Here is a 3,676-nt window from a genome sequence, read left to right as displayed (position 1 = left end):
CCTCATAAACAACCCCAAAACCGGTCGTATCACTCAATAGCCGACTTACCCTATATTGACCATTTAACAACAATTGAGAGCCGCAACTTTGACAGTAACGAGTATTCGAGTTATTATTACTCGGATGACCCGGTTGATAACAATTGGGATTAATACAGTAACAGAGTTTCATCTCGGCTATCAGTTATTTTATTGGGTGAATAATTGCAAGTTTTCCCTTACCTGTCTTTGAAGGCATTTTATCGTAAGTAAGCTACAACGCATTTTAACCGCCTATCCTTAGATTAGCTGTCTCGGAGTCTCGGAGTCTCGACTAGAAAATTAATTTTGCACGACTACTTAACTAAAACTCCATTCAGAAAAATTTCGGCAATACCTTCGGCCATTTCTTGTAAAGCGAAGGGGGAAGCATTGCTATCTAAAATAGTTTCACTGGAAAAACCGGCAATTGCGAACATTCCTAGGAAAACCTGGGCCACAATTTTCGGATTCATGGGACGATAGATACCACGATCGATCGCTGTTTGAAAAAAAGCCTCGGCCACATCGGTCATTTTGGCAATTACCTCCGATTGAATCCGCTCTTTTAATTCGGGGTGAAATTGTGCCTCTATAAAACAAACTCGCAATAAATCGCTATTTTCTCGCATTCTCAACACCCGACGTCGCATCACCTGCGCTACCGCTTTATAACTGCCCATTTCGCTCAATTCCGTCAGCAAGTCGGTGAGAATATCTACCCATCCCCTAGTGGCCACTTCAATTAAAATCGCCTTTTTGTTGGGAAAATAACGAAATAAAGTTCCTTCTGCCACATTTGCTTTTCCTGCTAGGTCTTTGGTCGTGGTTCCTTCATAACCCTTGGCGGCAAATAAACGTAAAGCGGCCTGTAGAATACGACTACGGATATCTTCTTCCCCAGAATTGGTCTCAGTTAGGGAACGTTGAAAAAGACTTTGCATAATTATTGACAGCTAGAACGGGATAGAGCCATTGTCATCGATCAAGTTAGGTGTTTACTCAAATGCTTCATAAAATTTTGAGTAATTGGGGTTAGAGATTGTTCGGTTATCGTTCCGCAGACTTCTCCAGAAATCAAGCTAGAAGCTTGTCCACCTAGCTAAAATCTTAATTAGTTTCATACGGTCGCTGTGCAAGCGGATAGTTAGACCTTAGCTCACTATTTTTATACAACTGTTCTGGGGCGAACTGCAAATTCAGACTGTGAACGGGAAAAACAAACATCAAACTCAAAAAGGAAATTAGCCTGCCTCAAAATTAAAGGTGTACTAGGGGCTTGAGTCCAGGCAAATGCTAGATTAACGGTGGGGAATGGGTTAACTTGGCCTTCAACAACGACGGCACGAGCTTGACAATGGGCTAAGTTCCCAGCCAAGATAACCGAAAGATTTTCATTCTCCCAGATAAAGCCTAGTTGTAGGCCCAACTCGTAGGGTAGAACGTTGACACTTGCTCCCGTATCAATCAAACCTTCGGTGTTTAAGGATCGCCCATTCAGACCCAGCGTTATAGGCACATATGGCCTTCGGTCAACCATGCTGGAACTGGTGTCAATAATTTTGTAGGGAAATTTTTGACCATCAAGCATTCTGTTCTTTTTGTTTTGTAGCCAGAAGGTTCATTAAGGTGTTGGCCGCTTCAGAACAGCCATAGGGAGACCAGATTGGGTACTCTTGACCTTCTACAAAAAAGTCTCCGTTCTCTTCTTTGACAAGCTCAGTCGCCAAGAATTGCATTAGTCGCAGCTTGTCAATTTTTGAAAGTTCCTGGATTTGAGATTGGAGTTCAGCCAAGGACATTTTGAGAGCCTCTTTTCTGAAATTTGGTGTCAAGGTAATGATACCGGCTTCCAGTTCAGGTACAGAGCAGCAATCAATATTCTACCATCCAGACTGCTGAAAAACATGGTCAGTGCTGGGCTGTAACCAGTATTTTCCCCGATTTTTTTGACTTTTTACTTTTCTCTTGGGATAAGATTGTGATCGATGGAGTTTAGGGAATTTTTATGACCACAGAAAGTTTAGCGACTTCAGAAGCAATAGAGTCAATGACCGATGAATTTATGGCTAGTACGAGCAGTCACCAAGAAATGATTGAAACGGTTATTTCTACTCTCCAGCAGAATGATACTGCTATGGTACAACACACAGAAAAAGGTTATCTGTGGAAGTTTCAGTATGGTAGCGTTGAGGTGTTTGTGCAGTTAACTGGGGAAAGCGATGATGATTTTCTCACGGTGTGGTCTTCTGTGCTGAAATTGCCTGTTCAGGATGAATTGGGGTTAACGCGCAAGTTATTAGCGATGAATTGTGCCGAAACCTTTGAATCTCATTTTGCCATTATGAATGACCAGGTGGTGGTGATTTCTCAGCGTACTGTGGCCGATTTGTCTCCTGGGGAGATTTCGCGAGCAATTACTCTCGTGGCGACGGTAGCAGATAATAATGATGAAATGTTACGAGAATCCTTTGGTGGCAGCTAAAATTTGGCGTTATATCCCTCCAATTATCTCATCGGCAGAGCGACAAATGGCGATCGATTCTTGGTTACTAGAGCAACACCGTTGCAGTCATCATCCCCCGACTCTGCGTTTTTATCAATGGTCGCCCCCGGCTATTTCCTTGGGCTATCATCAACGGCAATATCCCGATTTTTGGCGTGATTTGACTTGGCAAGGTCAAAAAATCTCCCTAGTTCGTCGTCCTACTGGTGGCCGGGCCGTACTACATCAGGGGGATTTGACTTATATGGTGGTAAATTCGGGGATGAAGGGTAATGTTAGGAAAGTTTACTGTCAAATCTGTCAATTTTTAATCACAGGCTGGCAAAATCTCGGTCTAGAATTGTCCTACGGTGCTGCCGGCCGGGGATATATCCATTCTGCTAACTGTTTCGGTACGGCTACCGGTGCGGATTTAGTTGATAATTGGGGAAATAAATTTATTGGGAGCGCCCAACTGCAACGGGGTTCCTCGGTTCTCCAACATGGTTCGATGGTGCTAGAGCAAGATAATTCGCTGTTTGAGCAAGTTTTCGCCAGTGCGGCCCATCAAAAGCTGAATTTAGCCCCAGATTTGACCCTAGAGACAATTATCGCTACTCTGAAAACCGCCGCCGAGGAATGCTTTGATTGTCAACTGCTAGAGCAACCCCTAGAGGATTGGGAATGGCGATCAATTAAAAAAATGAATATAAATACTCATTGACAAAAAAGTTTTTGTATGTACAAAAAATCAATTATGAGTCAAGTTGTATAGATTTGTAATTTTTTGCTAATAATAGTTAAAGGTAGATAGAGGCCACAAGAAACCAAAGTCTTACCGAACTCGAAATTATTGTCTAGCTTGTGCTAGTTTAAGAAACGTTAATCTTTTACAGTTTGTGAGGATTAACGAGCGATCGCAGCTAGGTTAGTCAAGCTAATCCAGCAAATCGATCGCCCCATCTTATAAGACAATGGGAGTAATCCCAGACTCAAAAAAGTTAAGAAATCTTGCCCTTGATTTCAGTTAAGCAAGAGGAAAAATACCCATGACCATTGCTGTCGGACGCGCCCCAGAAAGAGGGCTGTTTGATGCTCTCGATGACTGGCTCAAAAGAGACCGTTTCGTCTTCATCGGTTGGTCTGGTTTACTACTCTTCCCCTGCGCCTTCA

General features: G+C 42.9%; 6 protein-coding genes and 1 pseudogene. 3 read left to right on the top strand and 4 right to left on the bottom strand.

Annotated features, from left to right (window positions below; genetic code table 11):
- From MiAbW_RS20320 to MiAbW_RS18810, 4 genes are all read right to left on the bottom strand, one after another.
- Nucleotides 1-172, bottom strand: a 172-nt coding sequence (locus MiAbW_RS20320) for a 4-Cys prefix domain-containing protein (RefSeq protein WP_373996371.1), incomplete at its 3' end; no start/stop codon positions are given.
- Nucleotides 173-335: 163 nt separating this feature from the next.
- On the bottom strand, nt 336-962 hold the full coding sequence (locus MiAbW_RS18820) for a TetR/AcrR family transcriptional regulator (protein WP_151697321.1): 627 nt from the start codon (nt 960-962) through the stop codon (nt 336-338).
- A 224-nt stretch (nt 963-1,186) separates the two neighbouring features.
- A complete protein-coding gene (locus MiAbW_RS18815) occupies nt 1,187-1,609 on the bottom strand; it encodes a hypothetical protein (protein WP_151697320.1) in 423 nt (140 codons plus the stop codon).
- A complete protein-coding gene (locus MiAbW_RS18810; RefSeq protein WP_151697319.1) occupies nt 1,602-1,820 on the bottom strand; it encodes a hypothetical protein in 219 nt (72 codons plus the stop codon). Before MiAbW_RS18810 ends, MiAbW_RS18815 begins: the two co-directional genes overlap by 8 nt.
- Nucleotides 1,821-2,026: 206 nt before the next feature.
- Here MiAbW_RS18810 and MiAbW_RS18805 point away from each other — a divergent pair, with 206 nt between their 5' ends.
- From MiAbW_RS18805 to MiAbW_RS18795, 3 genes and pseudogenes are all read left to right on the top strand, one after another.
- Nucleotides 2,027-2,503, top strand: coding sequence for a YbjN domain-containing protein (locus MiAbW_RS18805; protein ID WP_151697318.1), 477 nt, complete (start codon nt 2,027-2,029; stop codon nt 2,501-2,503).
- Nucleotides 2,466-3,227, top strand: coding sequence for a lipoyl protein ligase domain-containing protein (locus MiAbW_RS18800; RefSeq protein WP_151697317.1), 762 nt, complete (start codon nt 2,466-2,468; stop codon nt 3,225-3,227). Before MiAbW_RS18805 ends, MiAbW_RS18800 begins: the two co-directional genes overlap by 38 nt.
- 325 nt (nt 3,228-3,552) lie before the next feature.
- Nucleotides 3,553-3,676: pseudogene (locus MiAbW_RS18795) on the top strand (photosystem II D2 protein (photosystem q(a) protein)); the annotation flags it as partial.

Source organism: Microcystis aeruginosa NIES-4325, assembly GCF_008974145.1.
GTDB classification, from domain to species: domain Bacteria; phylum Cyanobacteriota; class Cyanobacteriia; order Cyanobacteriales; family Microcystaceae; genus Microcystis; species Microcystis aeruginosa_G.
This window is presented reverse-complemented; position numbering and strand designations above follow the sequence as displayed.